Annotated in this window: 17 protein-coding genes; 11 read left to right on the forward strand and 6 right to left on the reverse strand. The window is 72.8% G+C overall.

What is annotated here, in order from left to right; translation table 11 throughout:
• Positions 1–69 precede the first annotated feature (69 nt).
• Genes AB0M46_RS47330 through AB0M46_RS47345 form a run of 4 tightly spaced genes read left to right on the forward strand, consistent with a single transcriptional unit; the run spans position 70 to position 6,012 of the window.
• Positions 70–1,128, forward strand: coding sequence for a hypothetical protein (locus AB0M46_RS47330; RefSeq protein ID WP_363347527.1), 1,059 nt, complete (start codon positions 70–72; stop codon positions 1,126–1,128).
• A complete protein-coding gene (locus AB0M46_RS47335; protein ID WP_363347529.1) occupies positions 1,125–2,228 on the forward strand; it encodes a hypothetical protein in 1,104 nt (367 codons plus the stop codon). Before AB0M46_RS47330 ends, AB0M46_RS47335 begins: the two co-directional genes overlap by 4 nt.
• 11 nt (positions 2,229–2,239) lie before the next feature.
• Positions 2,240–4,192, forward strand: a complete 1,953-nt coding sequence (locus AB0M46_RS47340; protein ID WP_363347531.1) for a hypothetical protein — start codon at positions 2,240–2,242, stop codon at positions 4,190–4,192.
• Positions 4,189–6,012: an Hsp70 family protein gene (locus AB0M46_RS47345; protein ID WP_363347533.1), complete on the forward strand. Its 1,824-nt coding sequence runs from the start codon at positions 4,189–4,191 to the stop codon at positions 6,010–6,012. The genes AB0M46_RS47340 and AB0M46_RS47345 overlap by 4 nt, the downstream gene beginning before the upstream one ends.
• Before the next feature lie 109 nt (positions 6,013–6,121).
• Here AB0M46_RS47345 and glnII read toward each other — a convergent pair whose 3' ends face one another.
• The gene (gene glnII / locus AB0M46_RS47350; RefSeq protein WP_363347535.1) at positions 6,122–7,135 is read right to left on the reverse strand and encodes a glutamine synthetase; all 1,014 of its coding nucleotides are present in this window, start codon (positions 7,133–7,135) and stop codon (positions 6,122–6,124) included.
• 622 nt (positions 7,136–7,757) lie between these two features.
• Between glnII and AB0M46_RS47355 the strand changes: the two genes are divergently transcribed.
• From AB0M46_RS47355 to AB0M46_RS47365, 3 genes are all read left to right on the forward strand, one after another.
• A complete protein-coding gene (locus AB0M46_RS47355; RefSeq protein WP_363347537.1) occupies positions 7,758–8,189 on the forward strand; it encodes a hypothetical protein in 432 nt (143 codons plus the stop codon).
• 333 nt (positions 8,190–8,522) lie between these two features.
• Positions 8,523–9,770 (forward strand): O-antigen ligase family protein, encoded by a 1,248-nt coding sequence (locus tag AB0M46_RS47360; RefSeq protein ID WP_363347539.1) that lies wholly within the window; start codon positions 8,523–8,525, stop codon positions 9,768–9,770.
• Positions 9,767–10,213: a hypothetical protein gene (locus AB0M46_RS47365; RefSeq protein ID WP_363347541.1), complete on the forward strand. Its 447-nt coding sequence runs from the start codon at positions 9,767–9,769 to the stop codon at positions 10,211–10,213. Before AB0M46_RS47360 ends, AB0M46_RS47365 begins: the two co-directional genes overlap by 4 nt.
• Positions 10,214–10,263: 50 nt before the next feature.
• Here AB0M46_RS47365 and AB0M46_RS47370 read toward each other — a convergent pair whose 3' ends face one another.
• The 3 genes from AB0M46_RS47370 to AB0M46_RS47380 are packed head-to-tail and all read right to left on the reverse strand — an operon-like array spanning position 10,264 to position 13,101.
• Positions 10,264–11,124 (reverse strand): hypothetical protein, encoded by an 861-nt coding sequence (locus AB0M46_RS47370; RefSeq protein WP_363347543.1) that lies wholly within the window; start codon positions 11,122–11,124, stop codon positions 10,264–10,266.
• A 1-nt stretch (position 11,125) separates the two neighbouring features.
• Positions 11,126–12,343, reverse strand: coding sequence for a hypothetical protein (locus AB0M46_RS47375; protein ID WP_363347545.1), 1,218 nt, complete (start codon positions 12,341–12,343; stop codon positions 11,126–11,128).
• A gap of 17 nt (positions 12,344–12,360) precedes the next feature.
• Entirely contained in the window at positions 12,361–13,101 is a 741-nt protein-coding gene (locus AB0M46_RS47380; RefSeq protein WP_363347547.1) for a hypothetical protein, read from the reverse strand.
• Positions 13,102–13,259: 158 nt separating this feature from the next.
• On the opposite strand from AB0M46_RS47380, the gene AB0M46_RS47385 reads away from it, so the two are divergent.
• Both AB0M46_RS47385 and AB0M46_RS47390 read left to right on the forward strand, forming a co-directional pair.
• Entirely contained in the window at positions 13,260–14,876 is a 1,617-nt protein-coding gene (locus AB0M46_RS47385; RefSeq protein WP_363347549.1) for a methyl-accepting chemotaxis protein, read from the forward strand.
• A 177-nt stretch (positions 14,877–15,053) separates the two neighbouring features.
• A complete protein-coding gene (locus tag AB0M46_RS47390; protein WP_363347551.1) occupies positions 15,054–15,551 on the forward strand; it encodes a hypothetical protein in 498 nt (165 codons plus the stop codon).
• Positions 15,552–15,575: 24 nt separating this feature from the next.
• Here AB0M46_RS47390 and AB0M46_RS47395 read toward each other — a convergent pair whose 3' ends face one another.
• Both AB0M46_RS47395 and AB0M46_RS47400 read right to left on the reverse strand, forming a co-directional pair.
• A complete protein-coding gene (locus AB0M46_RS47395) occupies positions 15,576–15,986 on the reverse strand; it encodes a DUF6114 domain-containing protein (RefSeq protein ID WP_363347553.1) in 411 nt (136 codons plus the stop codon).
• Between the two features lies 1 nt (position 15,987).
• Positions 15,988–16,611: a DUF6230 family protein gene (locus tag AB0M46_RS47400; protein WP_363347555.1), complete on the reverse strand. Its 624-nt coding sequence runs from the start codon at positions 16,609–16,611 to the stop codon at positions 15,988–15,990.
• Positions 16,612–16,823: 212 nt separating this feature from the next.
• On the opposite strand from AB0M46_RS47400, the gene AB0M46_RS47405 reads away from it, so the two are divergent.
• Positions 16,824–17,744: a hypothetical protein gene (locus AB0M46_RS47405; protein WP_363347557.1), complete on the forward strand. Its 921-nt coding sequence runs from the start codon at positions 16,824–16,826 to the stop codon at positions 17,742–17,744.
• Between the two features lie 35 nt (positions 17,745–17,779).
• Positions 17,780–18,457, forward strand: coding sequence for a Tat pathway signal sequence domain protein (locus tag AB0M46_RS47410; RefSeq protein ID WP_363347559.1), 678 nt, complete (start codon positions 17,780–17,782; stop codon positions 18,455–18,457).
• The last annotated feature ends 294 nt before the right edge of the window (positions 18,458–18,751 follow it).

Raw genomic sequence — 18,751 nt, forward strand, 5'->3', positions numbered from 1 at the left:
ACCATGGGCGGACCAGCCCGAATCTACCCGGATTTTCGCGACTGGAGGCACACTGCCACGTCCCACATTGTGGACTTACAACGTCCGGACCTGGTCGAGCTGCAGTGGGGCCGGCTCGTCTCCGGCGAGCGGGTGCTGCGCCGCACCGCCCGCACCCCCGAGGCCAACCGGCTCGTGCACGCCGAGGTCAACGCCGGCAACCTCGTCTGGGGGCTCGGCGACACGATGTACCCGCTGCAGCTGTGCCGGGTCGTCGAGCACGACCTCACCGCCGAGCGGCCGCACGTCACCACCACCTACCGCGGCGTGCCGGTGGCCGGCCAGCCCGGCGCCCCGCTGCCGGAGACCCTGCTGACCATCTTCGCCGACCTGCTCGTGGCGATCCGGACGCTGGCCAAGGCGGGGCTCACGCACGGGGCGATCCTGCCGGAATACGTGCTGTGGGACGGCGCCCACGCCCAGCTGGTCAACCTCGGCCAGGCCGTCGCCGTCGGCGAGCCGGCCCGGGCCGTGCTCGACCCGCGCTGGCTGCCCCCGGCCGGCCCCGACGGGCTGCGGCTGGCCGCCGAGGCGCACGACGTCTACCAGGCCGGGCTGGTGGTGTACTGCATCGCCCTGCAGACCGGCCCGGTCACGGCCGCCGAGGCCCGGGCCGAGCTCGCCCGCGGCGGCGGATCGGCGCTCTCGGCCCTGCTCGAGGGGGTGTTCGCCGACGACCCCAGGGACCGGCCCGACACGCACACGCTGCTGCGGCGGGTCGAGGAGGCCCGCTACGAGCCGGTGTGGCAGAGCGCCGACCCGGCCGACGCGACCACGGCCACCATCAAGATCCCGCAGCAGTACTCCCCGGCGCCCCTGCCCGCGGCGGTGGCCCGGGCGACGGTCCCGCTCAGCCCGGCCCGCGACGAGTTCCGGCGCCTGGTCGAGGCCAAGCGGCGCTACCGCACCGAGCGCGCGGCGCCGCGGGCGGTGGCGTGGCGGTACGCCCGCGAGCTCTTCGACGTGCTGTGGTACAGCCGCGACGACCTGTCCAGCCGCATCTACCTCGGCGTCGCCGGGCTCGTGGTCGTCGGCCTGCCGGCGCTGCTGATCATCCTCGTCGTGACCCAACTGGGAGGCTCGAAATGAGCATGCCGAGCCCGGCCCGCCTGCTCGGCCGCGTGCTGTGCCCGATCTGCCTGCAATGGATCCACTGGCGCAAGGCCCAGCGGGTCGAGGTCGACGTGGAGACCAGGCAGCACCGGCCCTTCCGGCCCCGCGGCGCCGACGAGACCAAGGAGGCGTTCAACGAGCGCCGCCTCGGCGCCCAGCGGGCCTGCACCCTTATGCGCGACGGCATCTCCACCACCCACTACCTGCCCGACCGCTACGGCGACTACGGCGACCCGATCGTCATCGGCCTGGTCGGCCACCGCGCCGCCGGCAAGACCCTGCTGCTGGCCGCGATGGTCGAGGCGCTGCGCAACAACCTGGAGATGGCCGACCTGGGGCTGCGGGTCGAGCGGCTCGACGAGGCCATCGAACACCGCTACACCACCGAGTTCGTCGAGCCCTTCTGCCACCGGCGGGAGCTGCTGCCGCTGACCCAGGAGAGCCCGATCGAGTTCAGCTACGTGGCCAAGGTGTACAGCCGCCACGCCGGGCGCGACTTCGCCGTCGCGTTCTTCGACGTGGCCGGCGAGCAGCTGCGCCGGCGCCGCACCGGCGACCGGTTCCGGGACACCTCGTTCCTGTCCGCGGTCAACGCGCTGCTCTTCGTCGTCGACCCGGAGAAGGCGCTGCCGACCGTGCTCGGCGAGCCGGCCACCGTGTACGGCGACCCGGCGTTCAACGCCGTGCTGGACCGGCTGGTGGAGAGCCGCGGCGAGTCCGCCACCCAGTTCGTGCCGATCCCGGCGGCCATGGTGGTGGCCAAGTCCGACCTGCTGGCCCCGCTGCGCCCGGAGGTGGCCCGGTGGCTGTCCCGCGACGACAACCGCCAGCTGCAGACCGTCGCCGAGGAGAGCGAGGAGGTGTACGAGTTCCTCGCCAACAACGGCGCCGAGCGCTTCCTGCCGCCGGTCAACCGGGTCAGCGACGTGAGCCTGCACTACGCCTCGGCGGCCGGCGTCGCCCCGGTGAACGGGCACTTCCCGGCCGAGGGCTTCGGCCCCCGCCGGGTGCTGCGCCCGCTGCTGTCCCTGTTCGCCATGACCGGCGTGCTCGACCGGTCACTGCTGGGCTCGTAGAGAGGGCCGCGATGGAGCGCATCGACCAGATCGTCTTCCGCTGGCGGGCCCGCTCGCAGGACGACGGCCACGACGGCGTCGGGCCGGACGCCACCTCGCTGCCGCCGGCGTCGGTGGCCTGGTGGGACGACCGGCTCGCGCTGCGCATCACCCGGGCCAGCGGCCGCAACGACCGGCCGTCGCTGGCCTACCTGCGCATCGAGGGCGTCGGGGTGGTGCTGCACAAGGTGCCGGCCCGCGACGACAAGAACCGGCCCGGCGCGGCGATCGCGCACGCCCTCATCGGCCCCGAGGACGCCGTCACCGCCCAGCTCGCGCTCGGGCTGGAGGACTGGCCGCACTGGGCCGGGCGCAACCGCCCCGAGGCGTACCCGCCCGGCCGCCTCGACCCGGTGGACTACCACGCGCTGCGCGAGCACGCCGCGGCCGCGCTGGCCCGCCCGGTGACCGACCCCGGCCCGGTCTTCGACGAACTGCTCGGCCGGGTCCTGGACAACCCCGAGGCCCCGCTCACCGTGGTCCTGCCCGACGCCCCGGCCACCGCCCTGCTGCGCGGCCTGGTCGACGTGCTCGGCGACGCCCGCGAGCTCACCTTCGCCACCAACGAGGACGACGACACCGGCCCGGACCTGCCCCGCCTGGTCTTCCTGGACACGGTCGGCTCCGGCACCGGCTACGCCGCCACCCGGCTGCGGCTCTACCCGGGCTCGGCCGGGGCCCGGCCGGCCGGCTTCGCCGTCCAGCTGGCCGACGTGTGGCGGCGCGGCGGTGCGGCCGCCGTCGCCCCGCTGCGCGGCGCGCGCCGCCTGGGCGGGGCGGCCGACGTGCGGCAGTGGCAGGACGAGGTGCTCGTCGGCGGGCGCATCCTGCAGACCACGCTCATCGACGCGGTCACCTCCGGCCAGGCCGCCCCCGAGCACGTCGAGCTGCTGCGCACCGAGGACGGGTTGCGCCAGGTCGAGTCGGAGCTGAGCAAGCTCAACGACGGCGACCTGCGCACCGTGTACCTCGCCTGGCAGCCCAGCGGGGCCCTGTCCGCCCGGCACCCGGCCGTGGCCACGCTCGTGGCCCGCTGCACCGTGCAGCGCTGCATGCGCGCCACCGCCAGCAACGCGCTGCGCGAGACCCTGCGCGGCTCCGCCTTCGACCCGACGCTGGTCGAGGACTACCTGCGCGGCTGGGCGGCGCACGGGCGCAACGCCACCGCCGCCCCGGCCGCGGTCGTGGAGCTGGCCCAGCGGGCGGTCACCTTCGGGGTGCCGCCGGCGCTGGGCCGCCCCGGCATGCGCGCCCTCATGGACCGGTTGAGCCTGGCCGACCTCATCGAGCTGGCCAACCGGCACACCGGCTCCGACGTGCACATCACCGAGCTGCTGCTCAGCGCCGCCGAGGACCGCGCCTTCGACCCCGACCAGCTGCAGATCAACCACACCGCCCTGGACCGGGCCGAGTTCCTGGTGCACTGCATCCCGTTCCTGCCCGGCGACGCGAAGCTGGCCCAGGACCGCTGGTTCCGGGTGCTGGACGCCGCCTTCGGGCCGCACCTGCGGGCCGAGAACGGGCGGACCCTCCAGGAGGTGCTGCAGTTCCTCGCCCGCGATGCCATCTCCGAGGTACCGCCGGCGCTGCTCTTCGCCCTGCGGCGCTTCCAGCCGACCCTCGCCGGCAAGGCCCGCGTCGACCAGCTGGCCGCCCGGGACCGCTACCTGGCCGCCGGGCTGACCGACATCTGGCCGGAGCGGGGCGTGCTCGTGCTCGCCGAGCGCCGGACCAAGACCCGCGCGCTGCCGGCCGGCCCGGGTCCCGCGGTGGCGGCCTCGGGGTCGGCCACGGTCTCGCGGCTGCCGGGCGCCGCGGTGCGCCGCTTCCAGCCGCGCACCCTCGTCGCCGTCGGCGCGATCGCGCTCGTGGTCGCCGCCCTCGTCGCCGTCGTCATCTTCAGCCTGCAAGGGGGTTCCCAGTGAGCGAGTACCGGCTGAGCATCGACTACGGCACCACCAACACGGTGGCGTACCTGCAGCCGCCCAAGGAGGCGCCGTTCCCGTTGCAGTTCGAGGGCGGTCGCTCGCTGCTGCCCTCCGCCGTGTGGGCCGACGAGCACCGCAACCTCGTCACCGGCAACGAGGCCGTGAACTCGGCCGGCCGCGACCCGGGCGCCTACGAGCCCAACCCGAAGCGGCGCATCGGCGAGGGGCGGCTGCTGCTGGGCGGCGCCGAGTACGCCATCGCCGAGGTCATCGGGGCCACCCTGGCCCAGGTCTACGCCGAGGCGCAGCGGCTGGCCCGCACCGACCGGCTGCGGGTCGTGCTCACCCACCCGGCCGCCTGGAACGCCGACCGGCAGTCCGTGCTGCGCGCCGCCGCCGAGCGTGCCGGCCTGCCCGAGCCGACCCTGCTCAGCGAGCCCGAGGCGGCCGCCGCCTACCTGCTGGCCACCGGGGCGGCCGGGGCCGGCGGGGAGCCGCTGGTCGTCTACGACCTCGGCGCCGGCACCTGCGACGTGACCGCCGTGCAGCGCAACGGCCCGGGCTTCGACCTGCGGGCCAGGGCCGGCCTCGACGACGTCGGCGGCCTCGACCTCGACGAGGTGGTGCTGCGCCGGGTCGGCCGCTCGGTCAGCGACCGCCACCCCGACGAGTGGGCCCGGCTCATCGAGCCCGAGGGGCCCGACCGCCGCTACGCCCGCATGCTGTGGGAGGACTGCCGCGGCGCGAAGGAACAGCTGAGCACCGAGCGGCTGGCCCGGGTGCCGGTGCCGCTCATCAACGAGGACGTCTCGGTGACCCGCGGCGACTTCGAGCGCGACGCCCGCGACCTGGTCCAGCGCACCGTGATGATGACCGACGAGGTGCTGCGCCGGGCCCGCATCGGCCGGGACGGGCAGGCCGAGCTGTTCATGGTCGGCGGGGCGACCCGCACCCCGCTCGTGGCCACGCTGCTCACCCAGGCCACCGGCCGCTCGCCGCGGCGGGTGCACCACCCGGAGCTGGTCGTGGCCGAGGGGGCGCTGCAGTACCTCGCGATGGCCGGCAACGAGCCGGCGCCGCGCCACCGCACGCTGCCGATGCCCGTCACCGGCCCCCTTCCCGCCTCCGGGCCCCTTCCCGCCTCCGGGTCCACGACCGCACCCTTGTCCGAGCCGGCCATGGCGCCGCCGCCCGCCTCCCGGGACGGCAACACCCTCAAGGAGTCCGTCACCGTCGTCATGCCCCCGGCGGTGGCGCCGCCGCCGCGCCCGGCGCCGGTCCCGGCCGGCCCGCCGCCGGTCATGTCGCCGCCGGTGGTGTCGCGGTCGCAGGACCGGTACAAGCTCATCTCCAACCCGTTCAGCCAGCACGGCGGGGCCACCGTCCGCCTCGCGCTGATCCCGATAGCCGGCCTCATCCTGGGCGCGTTCGACGGCGCGCTGTGGACCGCGCTGAGCTGGCTGCTCATCCTGGCCGGGCTGGGACTGGTCGGCTACAAGCTGTTCCAGTGGGTGCTGTGCGCGCGCGACACCCGGCCGACCCGCATCGACGGCAACGGGATCACGGTGACGCTGGGCGGGCAGGACACGACGTTCCCGTGGGCGCAGGTGGCCACGGTGTACCTCCACCGGCACCGCCTCAGCACCTGGCTGGTCTGCACGCCGGGCAGCAACACCCCGCTCGGCAGCGACCAGGGCACGGCCCGCTTCTGGTCCCGGCCGCACAGCGTGTTCTTCCTGACGAGCACGAGCGGCTTCGGCGAGCAGCTGGTGCGCCAGGCGCTGGAGACCTACGCGGGGGAGCGCTACTACCACTGACGCATGAGTCCAGCCGTCATGCACATCAGCCGTCACCGGGCTCCGACGCGAATACGCGTAGGGACCGCTTGGCCGGCCCCTACGCGTACGACTCGTCCATGCGGGAATGTCAGGCGTTTGCCAGCGCCGAGCAGCAGGTGTTGATCAGCAGGCGGGTGACGACGTACGGGTCGCAGTTCGCGTTCGGCCGGCGGTCCTCGATGTAGCCCTTGCCGTCGCGCTCGACCTGCCACGGGATGCGCACCGACGCGCCCCGGTCGGACACGCCGTAGCTGTACTCGCTCCACGGGGCGGTCTCATGCATGCCGGTCAGGCGGTGCTCGATGCCCGCGCCGTAACCCGCGATGTGCTCGGCGACCTTGCCGTCCTTGCCCAGCGCGTCACACGCCGTGATGATCGCGTCGTAGTTGTCACGCATCGCGTTCGTCGAGAAGTTGGTGTGCGCGCCCGCGCCGTTCCAGTCGCCCTTCACCGGCTTCGGGTCCAGCATCGCCGACACGTCGAAGTCCTCGGCGATGCGGTAGAGCAGCCACCGGGCCACCCACAGCTCGTCCGCCACCTGCGGCGCGGCGACCGGTCCGATCTGGAACTCCCACTGGCCCGGCATGACCTCGGCGTTGATGCCGGACAGGTGCAGGCCGGCCTGCAGGCACAGGTCCATGTGCTTCTCGACGACGTCACGGCCGAACACCTCGTCCGCACCGACACCGCAGTAGTAGCCGCCCTGCGGGGCCGGGAAGCCGCCACCCACCGGGAAGCCGTACGGGCGGCCGTCCTTGAAGAAGGTGTACTCCTGCTCGATGCCGAAGATCGCCTCCTGGTCGGCGAACTTCTCCGCCGCCTCGGCACATGCGCGACGGGTGTTGGTCGGGTGCGGCGCGCCGGTGATCAGCTCGACCTCGCACATCACCAGCACGCTGTTGCCGCCGCGGATCGGGTCCGGACAGGAGAACACCGGACGCAGCACGCAGTCGGACTTGTCGCCGGGCGCCTGATTCGTGCTCGAGCCGTCGAAGCCCCAGATCGGAAGCTCGGCGCCGTCCTCGACGATCTTCGTCTTGGAACGCAGCTTCGCAGTCGGCCGGGTGCCGTCGACCCAGATGTATTCAGCCTTGAACGGCATGATTTTTTGCTCCTCGTCGCAGAACGTGCTGGGTGGCCCGACAACCCTGGCGGCACGAGCATCTTACCGACGAATGATCATCTGGAACGACTTCGAGCGATGAGAGGCAAACCACTCGCGCGTGTAACACAACCGAAACGTCATTCGGCTCAAATCCTTCCGAGTCTTTCTCCGCGGTACGCCGTCAATTCCCATCCCTCCCCCGTTGTTTTCGCCCTGGGGTCGGCCACCCGCGTTCGATCGTGGCACACGAGGCCGCACCACCTTGGCGACCGCTTCGGCCCGGCGTCCGGCCCGACCTGGCGAATTTTACCCGTTCTCATCCGGACACCGCCACGCACGTCGGAGATCAGCCTCGCGTCCCGTGTTTCAGGACCTAGACCGGGCGGCCAGGATGGGGCTCGCCACGGCCAGCGATCCGCAGGCGGCCCGCCCGGTAGGTCACGAAACCACTCGCAGCGAGGATCGCCGTTGTGTTGCATGCGGGGAGTGTCAAGTGAACGGCTGATCTGGGTTGTTGAATTGGTCAGTGGTTGGTCGGCGTCAGGCGGCCTTTGGACGCGATCTGGAAGGCATTCAACGGCGCTTTCCAGCGCATGGTCCAGCGCCAGCGGCGGCGCCGGTGCCGTTGTCGTCACCGCACCTGTCCGGCACCACCACCGCTGGCGCTGGCCGGGCCGTGCGGCGTCGGCTCATCGTGCTGCTCGCCGCCGGGGTCCTCGTCCTTGGCATCGGCGAGTCGATGGCCGGCTCCTACCTCGTGCTCTACGGCGCGCAGTGGGCGCACCTGTCGCCCTTCGCGATCGGCGCGCTCGTCTCGCTGGTGGCGCTCAGCGGCATCGCGGTGAACACCTGGCTCGGTCACCGATACGACCGAGCGCCGTCCCGCCGTCCGGCGCTGCTCGCGGTCTGTGCCTCAGCCATCGGGTCCGCCCTGCTGCCGCGCTACGGGTTCACCGGCCTCTTCCTCGCCAGCGCCGCCGGCTTCCTGCTCGTCGGCCTCCCACTGCTGGTGCTCGTCACCTTCGCCTGGGCCGCCGGGCCGGTCGCGTAGCAAGCCTGTAGCGCGCGGCGGGGTACCTCGACGAGCCGCCCGGACCGCCACCACGCTGCGCTTCGAGGGCGTTGGCGTGAGCATTTGTCGATCAGCAACGCTTGAGAGGCCGCAAAGGTTCGTGTCGAATTCCTAACGGCATCGGATCGTCGCTAATCGCTATAGTCATCGAGGACAGACGCTCTGACGGGGAGGGTGAGTCTGGTGGATCCGCTTGTCCAACAACGGTTTTCGGCATCGACGCTCGTGCTTCTCGCGGCAATCACGGCCGGTGTGGTCGCGCAGGGCGGATTCTATCTTCCGGGTCGGATTGTGGCCAGCGTATTGGCGATCGTGAGTCTCGTGCTCGCCGTGCGCGAGGGGGCCCGGTTCGACCGGGGGCTGCGGTGGATCGCCGTCACGGGGGCGGCGATCGTGCTGTGGGCCGGGGCCCGGGCCGCGATGACCGGCGGGTGGGGGACCGCCGGGGGCATCGCGCTGTCGCTGCTGGTGCTGCTGGCCGGGGTGGTCGTGGCCCGGCGGGCGGCGGCGGCCGACCTGGCCACCGGGCTGACCGGGATCGGGGCGCTGGTCGCGGTCACCGGGTGGGCCGGGGTGGCCTGGCGGATCGAGCGCTGGTCGGTGCTCGTCGAGTCGACGATCTGGCGGGCCGCCTCGACCCTGACCTACCCGAACGCGGCCGCCGCGGTCCTCGCCGTGGCGGGGCTGCTGGCGCTCGCGCTGCTGCTGGTCGAGCCGGGATCGATCGGGCGGGCCTGGGTGCTCTACCTGATCCTGGCCGGGCTCGGGGCGACGCTGAGCCGGGCCGGCGGGCTGGCCTTCGCCGCGGGAGTCCTGCTGTTGCTCATCTTCGCTCCGGTACGTCACGTGCTCCGCCACCTCGCCCCGGCCCTGCTGGGCGCGGCGATCGCCGTGGCCGCGCTCGTGCCCTCGTTCCCGGTCGCGGCCGAGCCCGATCCGCTCCTGGCGCTGGCGGGGCTCGCGGTCGGCGGGCTGGTGGCCGTACACCTGCCGCGGCTGCCCGGCAGATGGCTCGCGGCGGCGTGGGGGTTGGTGCTCGCCGCGGCCGCCGGCGGGCTGGCGTTGCTGCTCACGCGGCCGCTGCCGGCCCGGCTCGAGGCGGTGTCGCAGCGGCGGTTCAACGTCGACTCGCGCGGCCGCAGCGGGGCGCTGCACTCGGCGCTGGACCAGGCCGCCGCCCATCCGCTGCTGGGCTCCGGGCCGGGGCAGGCGCGCTACTTCTGGCGGGACTACAGCGGCCAGCTCGTGGCGAGCCGGTGGGCGCACAACGAGTACCTGCAATGGCTCGTCGACCTCGGCGCCGTCGGCCTCGTGCCGCTGGCCGCCCTCGGCGTGGCCGTCGTCGTGCTGCTGCGGCGCGGGCGCGCCGGCGGGGCGACACCACCGCTGTGGACCGGCGCGGTGGCGGCACTGGCCGCCCTCGCCGTGCACAGCGCCTTCGACTTCCTGTGGGAACTGGCGGTCGTGCCGCTGCTGATCGGCGCGCTGATCGGCCTGGCCGTCCCCTCCCACGGCGAAGAGCAGTCCGCACCATCCATCAACGGGGAGGACCCTGCATGAAGCTCCAGAAGAAGCACCTCGGCGTGGGCGCGGTCGCGCTCGGCGCGGTGCTCGCGTTCGCCGTCCCGGCGGGCGCGGCCGTCAACCTGCAGTCCGAGTCCAACGGCGGCGCGACCGTCAAGATCGCCCAGAACGCCCAGTTGAAGGCGAAGGGCGCGGTGACCATCGTGACCCTGAACCTCACCTGCCCGGTGGGCAACCACTTCTCCGCGTCCACGGACGTCAGCCAGACGCTCAGCCCCAGCGCGACCACGCACGGGTACGGCGTCCTCTACAACCAGTCCTGCACCGGCACCACCCAGAAGGTCAAGGTCACGGCGTCGGCCAGCCCGGCCCCCTTCATCCCCGGTGTCGCGTACGCCACCGCGCACGTGGAGGTCTACGGGTACACCTTCGCCACCCTCGACACCGGTCGAGTGATCGTCAACGTCGACAACGGCTGAGCAACCCCCTTCGGTGCCGGGCGCCCTGGTGCGCCCGGCACCACCGGCGTTCAGATACCGCCGTCGCCGTCCAGCGCCGCCACGCGGCCCAGGCCGAGCGTGACCAGGGCGGCGACGTCGCTCGGGCGGTGCGACGCGGCCAGCCGGGCGTTCTCCGCCCCGTCCAGGCCGTTGGCCAGCGCCCGCCAGGGCTCCTCGGCGTCGCGGAACTCCCGGATGAGCGGCAGCCCGTCGGCCGGGGGCGCGTCGCCCGCGGGCGGCAGCCACTCCAGCCCGACGCCGAGCGCGTCGGCGATGTCGGCGGTCACGCCGCCGAAGCCGCCGGCCAGGAACAGCGGCTGGCCGGACTCCAGCGCGAGCAGCGCCTCCTCGAGCAGCCCCGGGTAACGTCCCGCCGCGCCGGAGCGGCGGCCGCCGAGCAGCACCCGGGCGTCGACGTGGGCGGTGAGGTACCGGCGCATCGCCGTGAGCCCGTCGGCCATCGCCACCGGGTCGGTCGTCGGCTCGGGCGCCTCCCCGCGGTCGGTCTCCTTCGGGATCTCCTCGCCGTGCGGGTCGAGGTACACCACCCGGGCCACCAGGCCCAGCGCCTCCTCGCGGCGGTCGAGCTCGGACAGGGCGACCTCGCGGTGCACCGGCCAGCCCAGGCAGACCAGCAGGCGGCCCTCCGCGGCGCCGTACCGCTCCAGCTCCTGCGCCAGGAACGGCGTGAACCCGGTCGGCTCCAGGTGCCCGCCGTAGGCCAGCGAGCCGCCGGCGACGAGCACGGCCCGCGCGATCTCGCCCAGCGCGAGGCGCAGGTGCGAGGTGAGCAGGCCGAGCCGCCCCAGGTCCGGGCTGTCGGAGATGGACACCCCGATGCGCCGGCCCCGCAGGGCGTCGTGGGGCAGGAGCTCGCGCACGTTCGTCATGTCAGCCTCCGCGGGCGGCGAGTTGGCGGGGGGTCAGGATCTCCAGCGTCGCGATCCCGCCGAGGGCGGCGACCCGCGCCAGCACCTCCCGCTCCGGCCCGCCCAGCGGCGGGTCGGGGTGCAGGATGCGCAGGCTGGCGGGCCGGTCGCCGGCCGGGTAGGCGCGGGCCAGCCAGATGGCCAGGGTGGTCGGCTCCGGCGCGTGCGGGGCCCACCACCCCACGCCGAGGCCGGGCGCGGCGCGCTCGGCGAGCTCGTGCTGGCGCCGCCACAGCAGGCGCTTGAGCCACTCGTCGACGAGCAGGTTGAGCCCGGCCCAGATCCCGCCGTCGTCGCCGTCGACCGGCACCCGGGGCGCGTGGTCCATGAGGAACGAGCCGCGCGGGTCGCCGCGGACCAGCGCGTCGAGGATGACCACCGGCATGCCGGCCGTCTTGGCGGTGACCACCTCGCGCTGGCACCAGTCGCGGCTGGCGTAGTGGTCGCTGCGCAGGGCCAGCAGGGCGCTGCTCGCGGCGGCCCTGGCGATCTCCTCGGAGTAGTCGCGGCCGGGCCCGAGCGCCTGCGCGTCGAAGAAGTCGGCCAGCCGGGTCTGGGCGATGACCGCGCGGACCCGCTCGGTGATTTCCTGCGGCTGGCCGCCGTCGCCCTCGGCGGTGCGCCGGGTGTGGCTGATGAAGACGGTCAGCCGCCGCCCGGCGTCGCCGCCGACGAACTGGGCGATGCTCTGCACCAGGTCCCGGCGCCGCCGGTCCTGCGGGGTCTCGCCGGTCACCCCGTTGACCACGATGTACACCAGCTCGCCGAACAGCTCGCCGAGCGCCCCCTCGTCGGCGCGCAGGTCGGCCAGCACGGGGAAGACGGCGACCCGGTCCGGGGCGTCGTACTGGGCGCCGCGGATGGCGGCCAGGTACTCGTACCACTCGCCGTCGCGGTCGGCGGCCGCCTGCGCCAGCCGGAAGTCCAGCACCGGCACGATGACGACGTACTGCGCCTGGGCCACCCCGTTCGGCGGCGGGTCACCGGGCACCGGGATCTGCCGGGGCGCCCCGCCGGGCCGCAGCCAGCCTTCCGAGCGCGCGTACACCTCGACCGCGCCGCCGATGAGCCCGGTGAACAGGTCCCCGTGAAAGTGCGCGTCGAGCTGGGCGACGATCTCGGCGCCCGCGGCGTCGCGCGGGTGCCACACCAGGTAGATCTCCAGGACCGGAGGGAGCATGTCGGGCCGTCTCCCGGTCAGGCCAGGTCGTCCGGCCCCTGCTGGGCCGGGATGCCCAGCGCCGGGTCCGGGGCCGGGCCGAGGGCCGCACCCGCGTGCAGCAGCTTCAGCCCGTAGTCCTTGGTGAACTCGGCCAGTTCGGCGAAGCCCATGGCGTACTGCGCCACCCGCTCCTGCACCGCGGCCAGGTCGGCGCGGCACGGCCGGTTGAGCGGCCAGTCCCGCTCCGCGGCCGCCGGGTTGGCCCGCTCCCACGCCAGCAGCTCCGGGTGCCAGCGCGACAGGAAGGGCCGCAGCACGTCGTTGAGCAGGGCGATGGCGAGGTACTCCACCGTCGGCCCGGCCGTGTCGACGCGGGTCGGCGGCGCCTCCTCCAGCGTGTTGCGGACGCAGCCGAAGAGCCCGTAGAGCGACGTGAGGGCCTCGCGCAGCGACCCGGTGCCGTCGGCCAGCGGCTGCGTGGAGGTGCGGGTGGCCACCTCGACGAAGAGCGTCCAGGCGATGCGCCGCCGGTCGTCGGTGATGGTGAAGCTCAGCTCGGTGAAGTTCGGCACCGAGATCTTGACCCCGTCGAGCCGGGCGGTGCCGCGCAACGCAAGATAGACGCCCGCGACGACCGCCCCGGCGAGCGCGCCGACCATCGCGAACAGCCACGGCCCCGGCAACAGCCCGGCCGCCCACACCGCCAGCCCGAGGCCGGCCCCCGCCACGAGCCCGAGGCCCGCCACCACCCACCGCCACCGCAGGATCCACGCCACGGATTCAGGCTAGAGGCGCCCGTCAATGTCTGTCATACGCGACACGGCCACCCGTGGGCGCCGAACGGCCGACCGCAGCGGCATCCGTCCGCGGCGCAGGCATTTTTCCTAAACCGGCGTCCCGCCGGCGCCGATGGGCCGATGTGCATACCTTTGACGTGACCGTGCGGCGGCCCCCGATCATCGGCTGGGTCGCCGACCGCCCCGTGGGCGTGAAGAACTTCATTGGCGTCGCGCTGGTGTCGCTGGTCGCGATCGGGGTGGCCATCCTGTCGATCGTCAGCATGTCGCGCATCAACGACCGCCTCGAGCAGCTGCAGCAGCAGCACCTCGAAAGCGTCGCCCAGCTGGTGGTCATCCGGCAGGGCGTCAGCGAGAACTACCGCGCCCAGTCGCTGTCGGGGTGGGCGAGCTCCGACCCGACCCTCGGCCCGCGCGCGCTGCAGGCCCGCAACGACGGCGACCAGCTGGTCGCGCAGGGGATCGCGCAGTACCGCCAGCGCGCCACCGGCTCGTCGGCCCGGGAGAGCGCCACCCAGGCGTTCTCCGCGAGCTGGGACGAGTACGTCAACCTGCGCAACGTCGTCGTGTGGCGGGAGCAGCCGAAGGCGGGCACCACCATCCCGTCCGACGCGTCCCAGGCCTGGCAGAAGCTCGAGGGCCAGATGAACACCCAGCTGGCCACCCTGCAGACGCTGGAGTCCTCGGAGGCGGCCAAGATGGCGGCCGACTCGCTCAGCGCGTACCGCACCGCCCGCAACTGGACGATCGGCTCGCTGGCCGCGGGCCTGCTGCTGGCGCTCGGCCTGGCCTGGGTCATCTCCCGGCGGATGACCCGCCAGCTGCACGCCGTCGCCGAAACGCTGGACGCCGCCGCCTCCGGTGACCTCACCCGCCGGGCCGAGGTGCTCGCCCGCGACGAGCTGGGCGCCATGGCGGTGGCGGTGAACCGGGCCAACGAGGGCATTGGACGTACCGTGGAAACCCTGGCCTCCGCCGCGAGCACCCTCGGCCAGAGCACCAGCCGCCTGACCGGCGTGACGTCGCGCATCGGCGACAGCGCCCAGACCGCCGCCGCCCGCGCCAACGTGGTCGCCGGCGACGCGGGCGCGGTCTCGCACAACGTCCAGACGGTCGCCGCCGGCGCCGAGGAGATGGGCGCGTCGATCCGCGAGATCGCCCAGAACGCCAACGACGCCGCCCAGGTGGCCTCGGAGGCGGTCGGCGTGGCCGAGACCACGAACCAGACCGTCTCCAAGCTCGGCGACTCCTCCACCGAGATCGGCAACGTCGTCAAGGTGATCACCTCGATCGCCGAGCAGACCAACCTCCTGGCCCTCAACGCCACCATCGAGGCCGCCCGGGCCGGCGCCGCGGGCAAGGGCTTCGCGGTCGTGGCGAGCGAGGTGAAGGACCTGGCCCAGGAGACCGCCCGGGCCACCGAGGACATCTCCCGCCGCGTCGAGGCCATCCAGTCGGACACGGCCAACGCGGTGCAGGCCATCGGCGAGATCTCCCGGATCATCGCCCGCATCAACGACTACCAGCTCACCATCGCCTCGGCGGTGGAGGAGCAGACGGCCACGACGAGCGAGATGAGCCGCAGCGTGAGCGACGCGGCCCACGGGGTGAGCAACATCGCGGGGACCATCGCCGGGGTGGCGGAGGCGGCCGGGAGCACCACGTCGACGCTGGTCGAGGTGGACCAGACGGTGGGCGAGCTGAGCCGGCTGGCCTCGGACCTGCAGCAGGCGGTGGGGCGGTTCCGGATCTGACCATCGGACCCGCGAGAATGCCCGGATGCGCCGGCATCCGGGCATTCGCCTGCTCGGCGTCGGGCTCGTGCAGGTCATAGCCGCGCCCCCGCGGCTGCTCGACCACCGTGGGCCGGGTCAGCCAGAGCACGCGCCGACGACTACGTCAGGGTCGTCACCTGGAAGGCCGGGGACGGGGTGACGTGGCACAGCAGCGTCGACGGCGCGACCCACCGCGAGCGCCAGGACGTCAGCGACGCGGCCGGGCCGAAGGTCTCGATGCTGGCGAGGGGGACGCTCGCCACCGGCACGTACCTCCTCGTGGTGGACTACCAGCATCGGGCCTGGTGGGACGAGGCGACCCAGCCGACCGGCCGGTCCTCCGGCGCGGTCATCGTGCGGCGGCTGATGTGGCCCGACGCGTACGACGATCCGCAGCGCATCCGCGTGCTGCTGGACGCGAACAGGCTGCGGCTCGTCGGGCCGGAGACGATGGGCGGGCACGAGACGCTCCACCTCAGCGCCACCGACGGATCAACGGATCTCTGGGTGGACGGCGCGACCTACCTGCCCGTGCGCCAGACGGGGGCGGCCACCTTCGACTACGAGTGGCTGCCGCGCACGCCGGAGAACCTGGCCCGCTTCGAGCTGTCCGCCCCGGACGGGTTCACCCACCGCGACAAGCCGATCGAATGAGCGGTACCGACGGCAGCTCGCCGGCTACCGTTCGGCGCGCTCGGTCAGTTCGGCGGTGTCCGCGTCGGGCGGGAGGGCAGGTGCGGGCTTTCGCGGCGGTGCCGGCTGCCAGGAGAAGGCCAGGGAGCCGCCGATCATGCCGAGGAGCAGCCCGATCAGGAAGCCGCCGAGGTTGGACGTGACCCAGGAGGCGAAGGCCATGAGCAGGGCCAGGATCGAGTAGAACGTCCGGTTGGCCGGGGTGAACCACAGCAGCACCCCGCACAGCAGCATGATGATGGGCACGAGGAAGCCGGCCAGGCCCTGCATGCCGACGTGCACCACCACCGGCAGCGGGGCCTTGACGGTCAGGAAGATCTCCACGGCGGCGACGACGATGAACAGCCCGCCCCAGAAGGGCCGGCTGCGCCGCCAGCCGCGGAAGGAGCGGCGCAACTCAGCAGCCCTCGGCGCTGAAGCTCATGTGCAGGCCGGGCAGGTTGAAGGTGGCGGCCGTGGTGGCGTAGTTGTTCTGCCGCAGGTGCTTGATGTTCACGGTCTCGGCCTGCTGACCGAAGATGCCGATCCCGCCGGTGGCGCCGGGCACCCGGGTCAGCGTGCTGGCGTCCTGGCCGATGTCGATCGAGGTGAAGCTGGCGTCGCCGGTGATGAGGTCGGAGTCGACGATCAGCTTGGTGGCGGTGACCGGGTGATCGGCGTTGCCCGCGGTCAGCCTCAGGTTCGTCCCGCCGAGGCTGATGCTCTGGCACAGGTTGCTGAGCTTGGCATTGTCGATCGCCGAGACGATGAGGATCAGCTGGCCCCCGGTGTCGCCCTCGTTGGGGCTGCCGGGCTCCATCTGGTCGAGCACCGCGTACTGCTCGAAGCCCGTGCCCTGCAGCTCGTCCGCGGTCACCACGAACGGCAGCCCGGACACCGAGAACGAGGCGGCGATGACGCCCTGCGCGGTGAGCACCACGAGGCCGGCGGTGACCATCGTGGAAATGCCCATCGTCAATGCGAATCGGCGCCACCGGGTCCTTCCCTGCGGCTGTTCTTCCTGATCTTCGGCCTGGGTCATGGCGGGACCTCCACGCGCTCTGCGGACAGCGGCCCCCCGGAAGTTACTCGCGGGTATTGATCAGGTCAACCCCGGCCGACCGTATTTCACCAATTGAAAACTCTGACGGTTTTCGATCTCCGCGAATAGATCACCAAGAATGATTTCTTGACGTTGGATACTCGACGGGTTTACAACTCGTCACAACCCACCGAAACCCAGCAGGAGGTTCCATGCGCTCCAGACGTGTGTCCGTCGCGGCCGCGGTGACGGCCGCCGGCGTCCTCGCGGTCTTCGGCACCCCCGCCGGTGCCCATCCGGTGGCGGCCGCGAAGCCGACCGGCATCTACGCCGGGATGGGCAACTGCCCGCTGTCCAGCCCGGTCCTCGCCGACCCGGGCAACCAGCAGGTCGGCTGCGTCACCTCGGTGACCCGCGGCGGCAGCGTCACCATCGGCTCCACCACCGTCCCGCTCACCCAGCCGATCACGCTGCAGTTCGGCGTGTACTGGCCGGCGAGCGGGCCGACGGTCGAGTTCCCGGACGGCACCGTGGCCAACGTGTTCAGCACCGTGCCGTCCGCCGACGGCAAGACGCTGACCTCGTCGCCGCTGCAGGTCCCCATCCCCGGGCTGGCCAACTTCCTGCCCGGCGTCACGAGCGTGTTCGCCCAGGTCGAGCTGGCCGGGCCGATCACCGAGTTCGTCCCGCTCGCCACCGGCGAGCCCGCCCCGGTGTTCCGCCTGCCCGTCAAGCTCCACCTGTTCAACGCGCTCTTCGGGCTGCACTGCTACATCGGCTCGAACAGCAGCCCGATCGTGATCGGCCCGACCACCGGCACGACCAGCCCACCGCCGCCGAACGTCCCGATCACCGGCGACCCCGGCGTCATCGACCTCGCCTCGGACCCGAACGGCTTCGGCGCCTTCGTCGTGTCGTTCTCCGGCGCGTCGCTGGTGGACAACAGCGTCTCGGTGCCGGTGGCCGGCGGCTGCGGCATCGGCGGCTCGCTGGACTGGGTCATCAACACCGTGTTCGGCCTGCCCGCCGCGGCCGGGCACAACGCCGTCGTGTTCAGCCAGACGACCACGTCGCTGGCCGTCGACTCGAGCCTCGACGACCTCAAGAAGGCCATCGCCGCGTCCGCGCACTGAGCGGCCGCGGGTACCCGCACGAGAAAGGCCCCGCCATGCGCAAGATCTGGACCCTCTCCGCCGCCGCGCTCACCGCGGTCCTGGCGGCCGGGATCTTCCCCGCCGCGGCACAAGCCGCGACCGTCGACGTGCTGACCCGCGGCAGCGCCGGCGGCCCCAACGTGGCCAACGGCGACGCGGTCAGCGCGCCGCTGCAGACCGGCGCCACGGCCACGTTCTACAACACGCCGGGCGGCTCCAGTTTCATCACGTGCACGGTGTCGAACTTCGGCGCCACCGTGACGAACAACGTGCCCGCGCCCGGCACCGCCAGCGAGTCCCTGACCCTGCAGAACTTCTCCTCGTGTACGCCGACGGGCATCCCCACCGTCACCGCGGTGCAGAGCATCGTGGTGAACAACCTGCCGTACGCCACCACCGTGACCTCGCCGCCGAGCAACCAGGTCAAGGTGACCGGCACCACGGCACTGCCGATCCAGACGACCATCAAGCTCACGTCGGGCCTGGGCACCATCACCTGCGTCTACCGCGCCGACCTCAACCAGGTGCTGGGCGTGGCGAATAACGTCGGGCAGTCCATCACGTTCACGAACCAGCAGTTCAACCGCTTCTCCGGCCCGTCGTCGTGCTTCCCGAACGGCTACTTCAGCGCCACCTACGCCCCGGTGCAGGACACCACCGTCGCCGGCAGCCCGCCGGTGTACGTCAACTGAGGCACGTGCAGCCACCCGTCGCGGGGTGAGAAGGCGCGGCCCGGTCCTACGTGGACGGGGCCGCGCCCTCGAGCGCGGCGAGGTCGCGTCCGGCGAACAGGCGGTGCTCCCACTCCACGTCTCTACCGACCGCTGAGAGCCTGTGCCTGTGCTCTGGCCTGCGTCTTTGCGTCCCGGGACCCGGTGGCGCCGGTATGTCGCCTAGGTGACTGGTGCTAAACGCGGGCTGATTGGTGACGCCGGTCAGCCCGCGTTTGTTGTTGGGGCGAGGTCGGGTTCGGGAGGTGCGCGCGG

Source organism: Dactylosporangium sp. NPDC051485 (assembly GCF_040682015.1).
Taxonomy (GTDB): domain Bacteria; phylum Actinomycetota; class Actinomycetes; order Mycobacteriales; family Micromonosporaceae; genus Dactylosporangium.